The organism is Pseudoclavibacter helvolus (genome assembly GCF_049707175.1).
Classification (GTDB): domain Bacteria; phylum Actinomycetota; class Actinomycetes; order Actinomycetales; family Microbacteriaceae; genus Pseudoclavibacter; species Pseudoclavibacter helvolus_A.
This window is the reverse complement of sequence record NZ_JBNAFM010000006.1, coordinates 78570-94343: the sequence shown is the minus strand read 5'-3', so window position 1 is coordinate 94343 and position 15774 is coordinate 78570. Positions and strand designations below refer to the sequence as shown.

At 66.2% G+C, this 15774-nt stretch carries 13 protein-coding genes; 10 read left to right on the top strand and 3 right to left on the bottom strand.

Annotation, left to right across the window (positions count from 1 at the left end; genetic code table 11):
- The first annotated feature begins 30 nt into the window (after positions 1-30).
- The gene (locus tag ACPYN9_RS06620) at positions 31-690 is read left to right on the top strand and encodes a hypothetical protein (RefSeq protein ID WP_424465025.1); all 660 of its coding nucleotides are present in this window, start codon (positions 31-33) and stop codon (positions 688-690) included.
- 59 nt (positions 691-749) lie between these two features.
- On the opposite strand, the gene ACPYN9_RS06615 is transcribed toward ACPYN9_RS06620, so the two are convergent.
- Positions 750-1556, bottom strand: coding sequence for a CPBP family intramembrane glutamic endopeptidase (locus ACPYN9_RS06615; RefSeq protein ID WP_424465023.1), 807 nt, complete (start codon positions 1554-1556; stop codon positions 750-752).
- A gap of 186 nt (positions 1557-1742) precedes the next feature.
- On the opposite strand from ACPYN9_RS06615, the gene ACPYN9_RS06610 reads away from it, so the two are divergent.
- The 3 genes from ACPYN9_RS06610 (at position 1743) to ACPYN9_RS06600 (ending at position 6491) form a co-directional block, all read left to right on the top strand.
- Positions 1743-3611, top strand: coding sequence for an ABC transporter family substrate-binding protein (locus ACPYN9_RS06610; protein ID WP_424465021.1), 1869 nt, complete (start codon positions 1743-1745; stop codon positions 3609-3611).
- A gap of 154 nt (positions 3612-3765) precedes the next feature.
- Positions 3766-5340, top strand: a complete 1575-nt coding sequence (locus ACPYN9_RS06605) for an ABC transporter permease (protein WP_424465020.1) — start codon at positions 3766-3768, stop codon at positions 5338-5340.
- Positions 5341-5354: 14 nt separating this feature from the next.
- Positions 5355-6491 carry an ABC transporter permease gene (locus ACPYN9_RS06600; RefSeq protein ID WP_424465018.1) on the top strand — a complete coding sequence of 379 codons (1137 nt, stop codon included), beginning with the start codon at positions 5355-5357 and terminating at the stop codon, positions 6489-6491.
- A gap of 44 nt (positions 6492-6535) precedes the next feature.
- Here ACPYN9_RS06600 and ACPYN9_RS06595 read toward each other — a convergent pair whose 3' ends face one another.
- Positions 6536-7141: a hypothetical protein gene (locus ACPYN9_RS06595; protein WP_424465016.1), complete on the bottom strand. Its 606-nt coding sequence runs from the start codon at positions 7139-7141 to the stop codon at positions 6536-6538.
- A 113-nt stretch (positions 7142-7254) separates the two neighbouring features.
- Here ACPYN9_RS06595 and ACPYN9_RS06590 point away from each other — a divergent pair, with 113 nt between their 5' ends.
- The 6 genes from ACPYN9_RS06590 to ACPYN9_RS06565 all read left to right on the top strand — a co-directional run bounded on the left by ACPYN9_RS06590 (position 7255) and on the right by ACPYN9_RS06565 (position 14514).
- The gene (locus ACPYN9_RS06590; RefSeq protein WP_424465014.1) at positions 7255-9048 is read left to right on the top strand and encodes an ABC transporter ATP-binding protein; all 1794 of its coding nucleotides are present in this window, start codon (positions 7255-7257) and stop codon (positions 9046-9048) included.
- A 106-nt stretch (positions 9049-9154) separates the two neighbouring features.
- Entirely contained in the window at positions 9155-11071 is a 1917-nt protein-coding gene (gene typA, locus ACPYN9_RS06585) for a translational GTPase TypA (protein ID WP_424465012.1), read from the top strand.
- A gap of 57 nt (positions 11072-11128) precedes the next feature.
- Entirely contained in the window at positions 11129-11599 is a 471-nt protein-coding gene (locus ACPYN9_RS06580; protein ID WP_424465011.1) for a hypothetical protein, read from the top strand.
- Positions 11596-11922 (top strand): ferredoxin, encoded by a 327-nt coding sequence (gene fdxA / locus ACPYN9_RS06575; protein ID WP_424465010.1) that lies wholly within the window; start codon positions 11596-11598, stop codon positions 11920-11922. The genes ACPYN9_RS06580 and fdxA overlap by 4 nt, the downstream gene beginning before the upstream one ends.
- A complete protein-coding gene (gene dapC / locus ACPYN9_RS06570) occupies positions 11919-13049 on the top strand; it encodes a succinyldiaminopimelate transaminase (RefSeq protein ID WP_424465008.1) in 1131 nt (376 codons plus the stop codon). Before fdxA ends, dapC begins: the two co-directional genes overlap by 4 nt.
- 130 nt (positions 13050-13179) lie before the next feature.
- A complete protein-coding gene (locus ACPYN9_RS06565; protein WP_424465006.1) occupies positions 13180-14514 on the top strand; it encodes a citrate synthase in 1335 nt (444 codons plus the stop codon).
- Between the two features lie 237 nt (positions 14515-14751).
- On the opposite strand, the gene dapD is transcribed toward ACPYN9_RS06565, so the two are convergent.
- Entirely contained in the window at positions 14752-15735 is a 984-nt protein-coding gene (gene dapD / locus ACPYN9_RS06560) for a 2,3,4,5-tetrahydropyridine-2,6-dicarboxylate N-succinyltransferase (protein WP_424465004.1), read from the bottom strand.
- Positions 15736-15774: the final 39 nt, after the last annotated feature.

Genomic DNA, 15774 nt, shown 5'->3' with positions numbered 1-15774 from the left:
ATGCGGGGGAGGGGGGCAGACAACCGCCGCGTGCGCACCACGCGACGGATGCTGGTTCTTGGCGGGCTGGGGGCAGCGCTGATGCTTTCGGGGTGCGCATCGCCCGAGGTCGTGCTGCCGACGAAGGCGGCGGAAGCGGTCTCGGTCATCACGACACCGGGGGTGACGCACACTCCGACCCCGACCGTCGCACCCGTCAACGTGCAGGTGGTGCCGGCGCCGCGCGTTGCGGAAAACGAGAACCCCGACCCGGTCGACGGGGAACTGCGATTCACGCGCGGGCAGTGGGCGACGGTGCTCGGTGCCAGCGGCGAACCGGTCGGTCGATTCACGGTGACGGGTGTCGTGTTCGACGTTCGCTGCCTCGAGAGTGACGCGCCGGATGCGGACGGCAGCTACGTCGCGATCCAGTTGCAGGTCGAGGGGTACGGTGCGCTCAGCGCGGAGGGCTACGAGGGGGAGTACGCCCCAGTGTTCGGGTTCAACCGCCTGCAGCTCTTCGAGAAGAACTCGAACGCCAGGCTGGGGGAGTCACTCGCCTACGACTGCATCGAGAGCTCGGTGCAGCAGCGCGAGTACGGGGTCGGTAGCGAGTCGGGATACTTCGTCTTTGACGTTCCGCAGCGCAGCTTCGACGTTGTCTGGGAGTACGGCGAGCAGACGTTCCGCTTCGTGAACCTCACCGCCTGACCGCGGGCCTGCCTAACCCCGGGACTGCCGTGCCGACCTGCCAGCCGGACTCGGTTCGATCAGGTGAACAGCTGTGGCAGGAGCGCCGCGGCGAGCGGATAGCCGAGGAACGAGACGGCGTCGAGGATGAAGTGCGCCACGACGAGCCCGCCGACTCTGCCCGTGCGGAGGAACCACCACGAGAACACGCCGCCCATGACGACGTTGCCGAGCGCCATCCCTGGCCCTTGGTACAGGTGATATGAGCCTCGCAACAGCGAGGAGGCTACGATGATCTGCCAGGTCGCCCAGCCGAGCTCGCGCAACCGCGTCACGAGGTAGCCGACGACCACCACCTCCTCCAGCAGCGCCGCACGCAGCGCCGCGAGCAGCAGGAGCAGGACGGTCCACCAGGTGATGTCCTGGGCGCTCGCTTCCACCGAGATCGTGAGGCCGAGTGCCCTCGTCGCGAGGTAGAACAGGATGCCGGGGATCCCGATGCACGCGGCAAGCAGGACCCCCTGCCCCACATCTCGCAGCGGCTGGCGCGCATCCAGGCCGAGCCTCCGGAAGCCCGAGACGGCCGGTGTCCAGAGGATCCAGATCACCAGCGCGACGGGCACGAGGTCGGTCGCGACGCTCAGCACCTGCAGCAGCGCGTCGAAGAGCGGTCGCGCGTCGCGGGAGGCGTTCAGGGTGGTGGTCTGATCGGCGAGAGCCGTGTCTCTGGTTGCGCGTTCCGCCAGTGAGATGACCGCGTAGAAGCTCGAGGGGAGGATGGCGAGCGCCAGTACGAGCCAGATCTCCCACCGCAGACGGATGCGCGCGGAGCGGTCCAGGTTCGTCGAACCGCCCGTTTTCGTAACGTCAATGCGCGAATCTGACATGTCGGCAGTCTACGAAGCGCGACGAACTTGTGTGAGATGAACAAGCGCCGTTTCGTGTGAGTAACGATCGCCTGAATTGGCGAAGAGCACCCTCCGAGGAGGCGTAGGTTCGACGGGTATTTGTCGGGAATCCACAGAGTTAGTGGAGCCTCGATGTTCACAGCCCTGTTTCCCCAAGGAGGTCCTATGAGGACATCACGAGTTATCGCCGTGGGAGCCATTGTCGCCACAAGCGCACTGGTTCTCGCCGGCTGCTCCGCCCCGAACCGCGATCCCGAGATCGTCGGTGGCTCCGCCATCACCGTCGCCTGGAACGACCCGTTCTTCGCGTTCAACGTCAACACCTCGGCCAACAACGCCGCAGCGAACGCCAACATCGTGCACGTTACGTCGGACGGCTTCATCGACTACGACCCGACCCCTGAGCTCGTCGAGAACACCGAGTTCGGTTCGGTCGAAGAGGTCTCCAGCGACCCGCTCACGATCAAGTACACCGTCAACGACGCCGTGACCTGGAGCGACGGCACGCCCTTCGACGGCGCCGACCTGCTCCTCACCTGGGCCGCGAACACGACGCACCGCTCCGCCGGCGAGGTCCCGGAGGCCGAGTACGACGACGAGGGCAACGTCACCAACCAGGACGCGATCGACGCAGCAGCTGACGCCGGCGTGTACTGGGGAACCGACCCGGCCCCTGGCTTGCAGCTCGACCTGGCCTCGGCCGTGCCGACGCTCGCGGACGACAACAAGTCGTTCACCGTCGTCTACGACCAGCCGTACGCCGACTGGAAGACGATGTTCGCGCCCGACACGACCGCGATCTCCGCGCACGGCACCGTCCAGCTCGCCTACCCGGGCGAGTACGACGACGCCCAGGCCGCCAAGGACGCGTTCATCACGGCAGTGAACGACAACGACACCGAGTTCCTCAGCGAAGTGGCCTCGGCCTACCGCACCGGCTACGACTACACGTCGATGCCAGAGGAGCCCCAGAAGACGCTCTCGAACGGCCCGTACACGATCACGGACCTCGTCGAGAACCAGTACGTGACCCTCACGGCTCGCGAGGACTACACGTGGGGTCCGCTCCCGCATTACGAGACCATCACCATCCGCTTCATCCCGGACCCGCAGGCTCAGGTGCAGGCGCTGCAGAACGGTGAAGTCCAGATTGTCTCCGGACAGCCGACGACCGACCTGCTCCAGCAGCTCGAGGCGACCGAGGGCATCGAGTGGGAGTCCTCGCTCGAAGGCACCTACGAGCACGTCGACCTCCAGGTCGCGAACGGCGGCGTCTTCGACCCGGCCACCTACGGTGGCGACGAGGCCAAGGCCCAGCAGATCCGTGAGGCATTCCTGCTCACCATCCCGCGCCAGGAGATCGTCGACAAGCTGATCACGCCCATCGCACCGGATGCGACGACGCGCGACTCGCTCGTGTTCCTCCCCGGAGCCGACGGCTACGAAGACGCAGTGTCCTCGAGCGGCGTCGACCGCTACTCGGGTGACGACGCCGCCATCGAAGAGGCCAAGGGCCTCCTCGCCCAGGCCGGAGAGGCAAACCCCTCCGTCCGCTTCATGACGGCCTCGACCAACCCGCGCCGCCAGCAGGAGCTGCAGCTCATCAAGGCTTCCGCTGAGAAGGCCGGCTTCACCATCGTCGACGCGAGCGCCGAGGACTGGTCGACCGTGCTCACGACGCAGACCGACGCCTACGACGCCGCACTCTTCGGATGGCAGTCCGAGGGACTCGGTGTTGGCGAGCCATCCCCGAACTACATCACGGGCGGCATCAACAACTACTACGGCTGGAGCGACCCGGAGCTCGACCAGATCCTCAAGGACGTCGAGGTCACCCTCGACCCAGCTGAGGCACAGGGCAAGCTCGTCGAGGCCGAGAAGATCATCATGGACAACTCCTGGTCCGTGCCGATCTTCCAGTTCCCCGGCGTGGTCGCCTGGAGCGATCAGGTCGCGAACGTGAAGCCCGGATTCCTCTCCCCGCAGTACTTCTGGAACGCGTGGGAATGGGCACCTGTGGAGGCTGCTGAATAGTCAGACCAGCGTCGAACTCTCGACGCGCTGACCGCCGCGCGGTCAGACCAAGCGACGGCGGGAGTACCGTAGTCTTTTCGACTGCGGAACTCCCGCCTCGTCTGTTCGCGGCCATACCCCCGGCCGAATGCCCCCTCCAGAACAGGACCCATCTGTGCTGAGATTCACCCTCCGACGCCTCTTCGTGTCGATCTTCATCCTGCTGGGCGCGCTCTTCATCGTGTACAACCTCGTCGCGATCTCGAAGGACCCGCTCGCGGACATCTTGGAGTCCACGGCTCCCAACAAGGAACAGCTCATCGCCGCGCGCGTCGAGCTCCTGCAGCTGGACGTTCCAGCCCCGGCCCGCTTCTTCCTCTGGCTCGGCGGCATCCTCGGGTTCTTCATCCCGACCTTCGACGACCCGAACGGCCTGTTCGGCTTCCTCGGCAACAACTTCTCCATGGGCGTGAACATCGCGAACCAGGACGTCGGACCGCTCATCGCCTCCGCGGTGGGCCAGACCCTGCAGCTCGTGACCGCCGCCACCCTCATCGCCGTCGTCATCGGCGTCGCGGTCGGCGTGACGACCGCGCTGCGCCAGTACTCCGGCTACGACTACACGGTCACGTTCCTCTCGTTCCTGACCTACTCGCTGCCGATCTTCTTCGTCGCCGTGCTGCTCAAGCAGTACATGGCCATCGGCTTCAACGACTTCCTGCAAGACCCTGAGATCCCGATACCCGTGCTGCTGCTGATCGGCGTCATCATGGGCTTCATCTTCATGTCGATCATCGGCGGGCCCGCAAAGACGCGTGCCGTCGTGTTCGGCGCCGGCGCCGCAGGCACGATCGCGATCCTCTTCGGCATGGAGCTGCTCGACTGGTTCCGCAACCCTGGGCTCGGCACCATCCTCATCATCGTCCTTGGCCTGGCAGCGGTGCTCCTCACCGCCGCGCTCACGGTCGGGCTTTCGCACCGACGCAACCTCATCGTCACCGGGGCAGTCGCGGTGGTGGGCGGAGCGCTCTGGTACCCGCTGCAGTTCGCGATGACCAACGAGATCGGGGCCTGGTTCCCGCTGGTGCTCATCGTGGCCTTCACCGTGCTCGCCTGGTTCGCCGGCAAATTCTTCGGCGGACTCGACAAGCGCAATGTGGCAAGCAACGCAGCCATCGTCGGCTTCGTCGTCTCGCTGCTCCTGGTCATCGACCGAGTCATGCAGACCTGGTCTGGCTACTACGACCAGACCGGCGGACGTCCGATCGCGACCGTGGGCTCATCCAGTCCTCAGCTCGGCTCCGACCCGTCGATCTGGCTGCAGATGCTCGACGGCTTCACCCACCTGTTGCTGCCGACCATCGCGATCATGGTCATCTCCATCGCGAGCTACAGCCGCTATTCACGCTCGAGCCTGCTCGAGATCATGAACCAGGACTACGTGCGCACGGCTCGCGCGAAGGGGCTCCCTGAGCGCACCGTGGTCATGCGGCACGCGCTGCGAAACTCGCTCATCCCGATCACCACGATCGTCGCGGCCGACGTCGGAGCGATCATCTCGGGTGCGATCGTGACCGAGCAGATCTTCGGCTGGCGCGCGATGGGCTCGATCTTCTCCGAGTCGCTGCGCACGGTCGACCTGAACCCGCTCATGGGCTACATCCTCGTGACGGCCGCGCTGACCGTGATCTTCAACCTGATCGCGGACATCCTGTACTCCGTCCTCGACCCGCGAATCCGCCTGAGCTGAGAGAGGGCTGAGCTATGACGACTCCGAACTTCACCGAGATCACCAACCCTCAGCCCCAGGGCCCGGGCGACGAGCTGACGATTGAGCAGCGAGAGACCATCGGCCTCAGCCAGGGCCAGATCGTGTGGCGGCGCTTCGTTCGCCACACGGGAGCGATGGTCTCGACCGCCGTGCTGCTGGTCATCGTGCTGCTGGTCTTCACCTCCGTCGGCATCGTGATTCCGTGGTGGGACTTCTCCGAGGGCAAGTTCATGCAGATCCAGGTGCCAGGCTGGTGGGCCTACGACTGGAACTCGATCGCGTCGATCGAGAATGGCGGCAACCCGACGTTCGTGAACCTCTTCGACTGGGGCTCGCATCCGTTCGGCCAAGACGAGATCGGCCGCGACATCTTCGCCCGGGTCATGCGCGGCACGCAGCAGTCGCTGACGGTCATGTTCATCTACGGGATCCTCGCGGCCGTCATCGGCATCATCGTCGGCGGCATCGCGGGCTACTACCGCGGGTGGGTCGACAACGTGCTCATGCGCGTCACCGACCTCTTCCTCGTCATCCCGACGCTCGTGTTCGCGGCGGTCCTCGGCCAGCTGGCTGGGCAGAACGAGACGATGCGCGCCTACGGTGCGGTGTCGCTCGCCGTCGTGCTCGGCCTGGTCGGCTGGATGTCGCTCGCCCGTCTCGTGCGCGGCGAGTTCCTCACGCTGCGAGAGCGCGAGTTCGTCGACGCGGCGCGAGTGGCAGGAGCCTCCGGGCGGCGGATCATCTTCCGCCACATCCTCCCGAACGCGCTCGGCGTGGTCATCGTCTCGACGACGCTGCTCATGAGTGCCGCCATCATCCTCGAAGCGAACCTCTCGTTCCTGGGCTTCGGCATCCAGCCGCCGGACGTGTCGCTGGGTCAGATCGTGCAGGAGTACCAGGGAGCATTCGCGACGCGGCCGTGGCTGTTCTGGTTCCCGGGCGCCTTCATCGTCGCCATCGCGCTCTGCATCAACTTCATCGGCGACGGCCTGCGTGACGCCTTCGACCCGCGCCAGCGCAAGATCCCCGGCAACGGCACCTGGTCGCGCATGTGGCGCACGCTCACGTCGCGCGACGGACGTCCCACGAAGGATGACGCTGCCGTCGGTTCGAGCAAGGCGGATGCGTGACGAGCCTCGTCGCGGCGCGCACCGGGTCGACGGCTCGCCTGGGGCTAGATCGCGAAGAGCGCGCCGACCACCAGCAGCGTCGTGATCAGTACGACGGTGTTGGCCACGTTCTGGCGCCGCACGACCGGGCCGATCGGCGCGCCGGCCTCGCGCTGCTGTTGGGCTCGCCGGTGCGTGAGGTTGACCGCCGCGTCGCCAGAGTACGTTCCAGGTGCGGCGCTCGTGCGGATGCTCTGCGACTCGTCGGTCAGCCGGCGCGGGTCCTTCCAGAGCAGTGGGTCCCTCGGATCCATGCGCTCCGCGCTGAGGCGGTCGGGCGGGGGAGCCGCCCAGGCGCTCACCTTGCCCTCCGGCGTGGTGACGGTGAAGCCGCGCGTGGTTTCGACGAGTTCGATCTGGCCGTAGGGGACCACGGTGCGCTTCAGGGGATTGTTGACCTCGAGCGCATCGTCGGTGAAGACGACGCTCGGGCTCACGAGGGTTATCCAGCCGATGCCGAGCGCCAGGATGGGGAGCGGCAGCACCGAAAGCAGATGGCGGCCAGCTCCCGGCGTGAACATCACGGAGAACACGGCGACAAGCGCCATGAGGGCGATGACGCCGTACACGACGAGACCCATGCGGGGGCGGAGGACGGTTCGCTCGGACACCCGCCAAGTCTCGCAGACGAATGGCGCCCCGCCGCGGCGGACGGCCAAACCGCGCTCCCGCGCACCCCCCTGACATCAAGCACTTCGACCGCAGCCCACCGGGAGGCACGCTCATGAGCACCACTTCACGCAAAGACGACACGACCCCGATCCTCGAAGTGCAGGACCTGAGCGTCGAGTTCTGGGTCGGCGGCGACTGGGTGCCGGCCGCCAAGAAGATCAACTACGTCGTGCGTCCCGGCGAGGTCCTCGCCATCGTCGGCGAATCCGGCTCAGGTAAGTCGGTGTCGTCGATGACGCTGCTCGACCTGCTTCCCAAGAACGGGCGCACGTCCGGAAGCGCGAAGCTGAACGGCACCGAGCTCATCGGCGCTCCGCAGACGACCCTCAGACGAGCGCGAGGCAACGACATCGCGGTCATCTTCCAGGAGCCCATGACTGCGCTCAACCCAGTGCTCACGATCGGCTTCCAGATCTCCGAAGCCCTGCGCATCCACAACCCCACGATGACGCCGAACGACGCGAAGGAACGCGCGCTCGAGTTGCTGCGCCTCGTGGAGATGCCGAACCCGGTTAAGGCGTACGACTCTTACCCCCACCAGCTGTCCGGTGGCCAGCGGCAGCGAGCCATGATCGCGCAGTCCCTCAGCTGCGACCCCGACCTCCTCATCGCTGACGAACCCACCACAGCCCTCGATGTGACGATTCAGGCCGAGATTCTCGAGCTCATGCGCTCGCTGCACGAACGCCTCAACTCGGCCATCGTCATCATCACGCACGACATGGGCGTCGTCGCGGACATCGCGGACAACGTCATCGTCATGAAGGGCGGCGAGATCGTTGAGCGCGGCACCGTGCGCGAGATCTTCAAGAACCCGCAGCACGAGTACACGAAGACCCTGCTGGACGCCGTTCCGCACCTCGGGACGGGCGAGGCGAGTGGGCTGGATGCACGCGAATTTACCGGCGAGCCCGCGCTCGTCGTGCAGAACGCCGATATCGAGTACCCCAAGCAGGGCAGGGTCCCAGCTTTCAAGGCGGTCGAGGACGCCACGTTCGAGATCTATCCGGGCGAGATCGTCAGCGTCGTTGGTGAGTCCGGTTCAGGCAAGACGACGGTCGCCCGTGCGGTCGTCGGCCTCCTGCCCGTCGCATCCGGTTCCATGAAGTTGAACGGCATCGAGCTCAATGGCGTCTCGAAGCACGACCTCGCCGAGGTCCGGCGCGACATCGGCATCGTGTTCCAGGACCCGGGATCGTCGCTCAACCCGCGTTGGCCCATCGGTCAGTCCATCGCCGAGCCGCTCATCCTCGAGAAGAAGCTATCGAAGACGGAGATCGACGCGCGAGTCGGCGAGCTCCTCGACCAGGTCGAGCTCCCACGCTCCTTCCGCAACCGCTACCCGAACGAGCTCTCCGGGGGACAACGTCAGCGCATCGGCATCGCCCGCGCGCTCGCCCTCGAGCCCAAGCTCCTCGTGGCCGATGAACCGACTTCTGCGCTCGACGTCTCGGTGCAGAAGCGGGTGCTGGAGCTGCTGATGGAGATCCAGCAGCGACTGCAATTCGCCGTACTGTTCGTGACGCACGACCTCGCCGTCGTCGACCAGCTCGCGAACCGCGTGATCGTCATGAACCACGGAAAGATCGTCGAGCAGGGGCCGACTGACCAGATCCTGCGCGCACCGCAGGACCCGTACACCCAGCGACTCGTCGCCGCGGTACCAGTGCCCGACCCGGACGAGCAGGCGATCCGTCGCGCCGAACGTGCTGCACTCAAGCAGGCCACGGCCGCCGCAGTCACGAACGAGGTGCTCGGCGACGACATCGTCGTGTCCGAAGCAACGTCAGAGCAGCAGGCCGGGATTCTTCGCGCCGAGGCGGAGGAACGCGAATCCGGCCAGTGACTCGGTTGGAACGTCGACCAGCGCGGGGTCATCTCGCGCTGGTCGGGAGGCCTGCCCTCCGTGACGTAGGATGAACTGCCCTTTTCTCAAATGAAAGCACCCCTGAATGACTGCTGTGCCTGTCGCCCACCGTTCTGAACTCCGAAACGTCGCCATCGTGGCGCACGTCGACCACGGCAAGACCACCCTCGTCGACGCCATGCTGAAGCAGACCGGCTCGTTCGGTGACCACGACAGCCACTCGACCGAGGCCCGAGTCATGGACTCGAACGACCTCGAGCGTGAAAAGGGCATCACGATCCTCGCCAAGAACACGGCGATCTCGTACAAGGGGAAGCACGCCACCGACGGCCCCATCACGATCAACGTGATCGACACCCCGGGCCACGCTGACTTCGGCGGTGAGGTCGAGCGCGGCCTTTCCATGGTCGACGGCGTCGTCCTGCTCGTCGACGCGTCCGAGGGCCCCCTCCCGCAGACGCGCTTCGTGCTCCGCAAGGCGCTCGCCGCGAAGCTCCCCGTCATCCTGTGCGTCAACAAGACCGACCGTCCCGACGCTCGCATCGACGAGGTCGTCGCCGAGAGCCACGACCTCCTCCTGGGCCTCGCTTCTGACATGGCTGACGAGGTCCCCGACCTCGACCTCGACGGCATCCTCGACCTGCCCGTGCTCTACGCATCCGGCCGTGCAGGCGCTGCCTCGCACAACCAGCCCGCCGACGGCGAGCTGCCGGACAACGACGACCTCGAGCCGCTCTTCGAGACCATCCTCAAGCACATCCAGCCGCCTGCCTTCGACCCGGAGGCACCGCTGCAGGCGCACGTCACCAACCTCGACGCCTCGCCGTTCCTCGGCCGTCTTGCGCTCCTCCGCGTCTTCAACGGAACGCTGAAGAAGGGCCAGAACGTGGCCTGGGTCAAGAACGACGGCTCCGTGCACAACGTGCGCATCACCGAGCTCCTCGAGACGAAGGCCCTTGACCGCGTCCCGACCGACTCCGCGGGCCCCGGCGACATCGTCGCCGTCGCTGGTATTCCCGAGATCATGATCGGCGAAACGATCGCCGACCCCGAAGACGTCCGTCCGCTTCCGGCCATCACGGTCGACGAGCCCGCCATCTCGATGACGATCGGCACCAACACCTCGCCCATCATGGGCAAGGTCAAGGGCCACAAGCTCACTGCCCGCATGGTGAAGGACCGCCTCGACCGCGAGCTCATCGGTAACGTCTCGATCCGCGTGCTCGACATCGGGCGTCCCGACGCCTGGGAAGTCCAGGGTCGCGGCGAGCTCGCGCTCTCCGTGCTCATCGAGAACATGCGCCGCGAGGGCTTCGAGCTCACGGCGGGCAAGCCGCAGGTGGTCACGAAGATCGTCGACGGCAAGACGCACGAGCCGTACGAGCACCTCACCATCGACTCGCCGGAGGAGCACCTCGGTGCCATCACCCAGCTCCTCGCCGCTCGCAAGGGCCGCATGGAGTCGATGTCGAACCACGGCACCGGTTGGGTGCGCATGGAGTTCATCATCCCGTCGCGCGGCCTCATCGGCTTCCGCAGCGAGTTCATGACGAGCACCCGCGGAACGGGCATCGCGAACGCCATCGCGCACGGCTACGAGCCGTGGGCCGGCGCCATCACGACCCGCACGTCCGGCTCGATCGTGGCCGACCGCGCCGGTGTCGCGACGCCGTTCGCGATGATCGCCCTGCAGGAGCGCATGTCCTTCTTCGTTCAGCCGACCGAAGAGGTCTACGAGGGTATGGTCATCGGCGAGAACTCGCGCGCCGACGACATGGACGTCAACGTGACGAAGGAGAAGAAGCTCACGAACATGCGTTCCGCGAACGCAGACACGTTCGAGTCGATGACCCCGTCACGCGTGCTCACGCTCGAAGAGTCGCTCGAATTCGCTCGCGAGGACGAGTGCGTCGAGGTGACGCCCGAGAAGATCCGCATCCGCAAGCTCATCCTCGACGGCAACGCACGCGCACGCGCGACCTCGCGCGCCAAGAAGCAGTAGTCGCAGGCGCATCCGCGCCAGCGTTCCCGCGAGGGAGAGATCGAAGGTAAGGGGCGCATGACCGACGTCATCGACCAGCCCGTCGTGGAGCAGCGAACTGGGGAGCGAATCCTCGGGGCGCTGCTCTACGCGCTCTTCGGCCTCATCGTCGGAACGGTCACGACCTTCCTGCACCGCGGCAGAATCGAGCTCTTCGACCTCACGCTCTGGGTCGGCATCGTCCTCGGTCTGGCCTGCATCCTGTGCCTCGGCATCGGCCTGCGCCTGTACCTCGTCGACCGCTGGATGACCACCGGGTACGCGGCGGGGGTCGTCGTCGCAGTTGGCGTGCTCGGGCTCTGGAACCCCGGTTCCAGCGTCGTGGTCGTCGGCGACGGCTTCGGCCTCGCCTGGCTTGCGCTCGCGTCGCTGATCGCCGCCGCGTGCGCCTTTTGGCCCGAGCTCCCGAGTCGTCATGCACGACGGGCGACCGGCGCGGGCGGGTACGATGAGAGATCGCAAACGAACCTGGAGGAGTCGCCCCAGTGACCTACGTCATCGCCCTTCCCTGTGTCGACGTGAAAGACCGGGCCTGCATCGACGAGTGCCCCGTCGACTGCATCTACGAGGGCGATCGGATGCTGTACATCCACCCTGACGAATGCGTCGACTGCGGTGCCTGCGAGCCGGTCTGCCCAGTCGAGGCGATCTATTACGAAGACGACCTCCCCGACGAGTGGAGCGAGTACTACACGGCGAACGTCGACTTCTTCAGCGAGGTCGGATCGCCCGGGGGCGCGGCGAAGGTCGGCGTCATCCACCACGACCACCCGCTCATCGCGGCGCTTGAGCCCCAGGGAGACGGGGCGTGACGCTCGGCGAGCTGCCCGACTACCCGTGGGACCAGCTCACCCCGTTCATCGAACGAGCGAGATCGCATCGCGACGGTGCCGTCGACCTGTCGATCGGGTCGCCCGTCGACCCGACGCCGGAGGTCGTTCGCCACGCGCTCCGGGAGCACGCCGACGCCCACGCGTACCCGACCACCATCGGTACACCCCAGGCAAGAGACGCCGTCGTCGACTGGTTCGCCAGAAGCAGGGGAGTACCGGGTCTGGCGCGGGGCAACACGATGCTCACCGTCGGCTCCAAGGAGTTCGTCGCCACGACGGCCTTCTTCCTGCGCCTCGGTGAGGGCGACACGGTTGTGTACCCAGCCAGGGCCTACCCGACCTACGAAATTGGCGCGGTCTTCGCCGGCGCGACCGGATTCGCGGGCGACGACCCAGCCGAGTGGCCGGAACCCACCAGGCTCATCTGGCTGAACAGTCCAGGTAACCCAGACGGACGTGTCCTCGGTATCGACGAGCTCAGGGCCGCGGTCGACCGTGCCCGTGAGCTCGGTGCCGTGATCGTCAACGACGAGTGCTACGCCGAACTCGGCTGGGGCGAGTGGGCGAAGGAGAGCATTCCGAGCATCCTCGACGAGCGTGTCACGGGCGGCGATTGGACGAACATCCTCGCGTGCTCCTCGCTGTCGAAGCGCTCGAACCTCGCCGGGTACCGTGCCGCCTACGTCGCCGGCGACGAGGCGCTCATCGCGCGCCTCCTCGTGGCACGCAAGCACGCCGGTCTCATGGTGCCGGCCCCTGTCCAGGCCGCTGTCGCGACGGCCCTCTCGGACGACAAGCACGCGCACGAGCAGTACGAACGCTACCGTCGGCGCAGGGAGGTCCTCCTGCCAGCGCTTCGCGCCTGGGGGCTCCGCATCGACCACAGCGAGGCCGGGCTGTACCTCTGGGGAACCAGGGGTGACGATTCGTGGACAACCATCGCCGAGCTGGCCGAGCTCGGGATCATCGGTGGCCCAGGTGTGTTCTACGGCGATGCTGGCGCGCGGCACGTCCGCATCTCGCTGACGGCGACGGATGCGCAGATCGATGAGGCTGTGCGGCGACTCACCGAGGCTGCAGGCGACCGGTACGCGCAAGCCCAGTAGAGAACACACAGCACATCACGCGTTTCATTGTGGATTCGCATAGTCACCTTGTCGACCGATTAGGCTAGAGGAACACTGCGCGTTCTGCGTGCTCGCCGGGGAGCATCCCCCACCCGCTCGAGGAGGATCTGTGACTGAACAGCACAAGCAGGCTGAGGCCCACCGGAACGAGGCGGACTCGGCCACCTTCAGGATCGGCGACAAGACGGCTGAATTTCCCGTCCTGCGCGCCACGGAAGGCGCTGACGCGGTCGATATCTCGACCTTCATGAAGCAGACCGGGTACACGACCCTCGACCAGGGCTTCGTCAACACGTCGTCGACCAAGTCCGCCATCACGTACATCGACGGAGCCAACGGCATCCTCCGCTATCGCGGGTATCCGATCGAGGAGCTGGCCTCGAAGTCCAGCTTCCTCGAGGTCGCCTACCTGCTCATCTACGGTCAGCTCCCGACGGAGTCTGAGTACGAGAACTTCACGGAGCGCATCCGCCACCACACGCTGCTGCACGAGGACCTCAAGCGCTTCTTCACCGCACTGCCGTCGCACGCGCACCCGATGTCGGTCCTCTCGAGCGCAGTGAACGCGCTCTCCACGTACTACGAGGACTCGCTCGATGTCCACAACCCCGAGATGGTCGAGCAGTCGACCATCCGGCTACTCGCGAAGATCCCGGTCATCGCCGCCTACGCACACAAGAAGAGCATCGGTCAGGCCTTCCTCTACCCAGACAACTCGCTCGGCTTCGTCGACAACTTCCTCAAGCTGAACTTCGGCAACCTCGCCGAGCCCTACGAGGTCAACCCGGTCCTCTCGAAGGCCCTCGAGCGACTGCTCATCCTGCACGCCGACCACGAGCAGAACGCGTCGACGTCGACCGTGCGCCTCGTCGGCTCCACCGAGGCCAACGTGTACTCGTCGATCTCGGCGGGCATCAGCGCGCTCAACGGGCCGCTGCACGGCGGTGCCAACGAGGCCGTGCTGAAGATGCTTGCTCAGATTCAGGAATCAGGTGAGGGCGTCGACCGCTTCGTCGAGCGCGTCAAGAACAAGGAAGACGGGGTCCGCCTGATGGGCTTCGGGCACCGCGTCTACAAGAGCTACGACCCGCGTGCGAAGCTCGTCAAGGAGTCTGCCGACGAGGTGCTCGCGGCCCTCGGCGTCAACGACCCGCTGCTGGACCTCGCGACGCAGCTTGAGCAGGTCGCGCTCAACGACGACTACTTCAAGGAACGCAGCCTCTACCCCAACGTCGACTTCTACACGGGCATCATCTACAAGGCGATGGGCTTCCCGAACCGCATGTTCACCGTGCTCTTCGCGATCGGCCGCCTGCCCGGCTGGGTTGCGCACTGGCGTGAGGCGAACGCTGACGCGAAGACCAAGATCGGTCGCCCGCAGCAGCTGTACACGGGTGAGTCCGAGCGCCACTACCCAGAAGATCGAGGGTTCCAGCTGCTTTAACGCTGGAGAAAGCCGAACCACGAGTGCCGCCGGAGCCTGGAATTCCCTGAGAGGGGTTCCGCTCCGGCGGCACTCGCTTTACGCTGATCGAACAAGACACTCCCCGCTCGAGCCGCACGACAGGTGGCCAGCGGGGAGTGTTGTTCTATGCCTTCGGTGCGCGTGCACGTACGCCTTCGGTATGCGTGCACATGGGTGCGCAGCGTCCAGGGCGCAGGCGTCCTCGACGCCTCGCGCTTAGGCGTGCAGGGCGTCGTTGAGCTGGATGCCCGCGCCGGTGCGAGCGATGGCCTCCACTGCACCGTTGATCGAGTTCCGCCGGAAGAGCAGGTTCGGCACGCCCGAGAGCTCCGAGGCCTTCACCGATCGAGGCTCACCGATCTGGCCGTCCGGGTCGCTCTGCCCGACGAGGGAGACCTTGGTGCCCGCGGTCACGTAGAGGCCAGCCTCGACGATGGAGTCGTCACCGAGCGAGATGCCAATGCCCGAGTTGGCGCCGAGCAGAGCGCGCTCGCCGATGCGGATGCGCTGCGTTCCGCCGCCCGAGAGGGTGCCCATGATGGACGCGCCGCCGCCGATGTCGCTGCCGGCACCGACGATAACGCCCTGCGAGATGCGGCCCTCGACCATGGAGCGTCCGAGCGTACCCGCGTTGAAGTTCACGAATCCCTCGTGCATCACAACCGTGCCTGGCGCGAGATGCGCGCCGAGGCGCACACGCCCGCCGTCCGCGATGCGCACATCCACCGGCGTCACGTAGTCGAGGAGGCGCGGGAACTTATCGATGGCGTAGACCTGGATGCCTTCGCGCTGCAACCCGGCTCGCGACGACGCGGCGAGCTCCGGACGCATCGGACCAACGTTGGTCCAGGCGTTCGTGGGCAGGTGGCCGAAGATGCCATCGAGGTTGATGCTATTCGGCTCGACGACCAGGTGGCTCAGGAGGTGGAGGCGGAGGTAAGCGTCGACGACGCTCGACACCGGCTCGTCCAGCTGCACGGTCACGGTGACGGGGCTGACCTGCACCTGCCTGCGCTCGTCGTCGTGGGCGAGCGCGGCGAAGCTCGCCGGCGAAATGTGCGGGTCGCGACCTTCGGGAAGCGGTCCGAGGGCCGGTGTCGGGAACCAGGCGTCGAGCACCTGCCCGTCGTTGGTGATCGTCGCGAGGCCGTCGCCCCACGCAGTCCGCTGGTCGTTGGATGTGGCTGCATCGTTGGTCATGCGCTCCAGGCTACCGAGCGTTGCCCCTGCGCGGGTGCC